Source organism: Spirosoma harenae, assembly GCF_054776975.1.
This window is the reverse complement of record NZ_BAAHBD010000043.1, coordinates 1-562: the sequence shown is the minus strand read 5'-3', so window position 1 is coordinate 562 and position 562 is coordinate 1. Positions and strand designations below refer to the sequence as shown.

Below are 562 nucleotides of genomic sequence, written 5' to 3'. Positions count from 1 at the left end.
GGTCCAGCCGCAATGGCTGCCGTAAACTGAGTAATGTAACATACCCGGCTGTTGGCATTGTAGGTAAAAGCTAGACCAAACCGACCTTTAATGGCCTTTAGAAAGTCCGATACGCTCATGTCAGGCAGGAACATACCGGCTACTAGTTGATGGCCATTGATGAAGCCCCCGACGGGCAATTGTAAATTCATGGCCGTCAGGTTTTTGATGGTCAGCTTCTGAATCTCGTCACTGGCCAGCCACTCCGATTCGATGCGGAAGCCCGCTAATTTCATGATTCGCTCCAGCACCCACGACAGATAAAACTGAGGACAAATGGGATAGCCGAACTTAGGCGTGCCTGGAAGATCCACCGAGAAATTATAGCTTCCATTCTCCTGTTTCTTCCAGGCATTCACATAATCCTGGCGGGCGAAACCGGCCAGTTTAGCCTCATCGAAATCATCTTCCCAAAATCCCTGATTCCGGATGGGAAACAACGTAAAGGGAAACTGGCCTGGAGCCAGACTGGCAATCGCCTTTAACCTGCTCTGAAGGTCTGTAGGTGGATTACTCGCCAAAC

The 562-nt window shown here is 50.2% G+C and carries 1 protein-coding gene; it reads right to left on the bottom strand.

What is annotated here, in order from left to right; translation table 11 throughout:
• The coding region (locus tag ACYVE4_RS31020) for a hypothetical protein (protein WP_461044309.1) at positions 1–562 on the bottom strand (562 nt) is incomplete at both ends.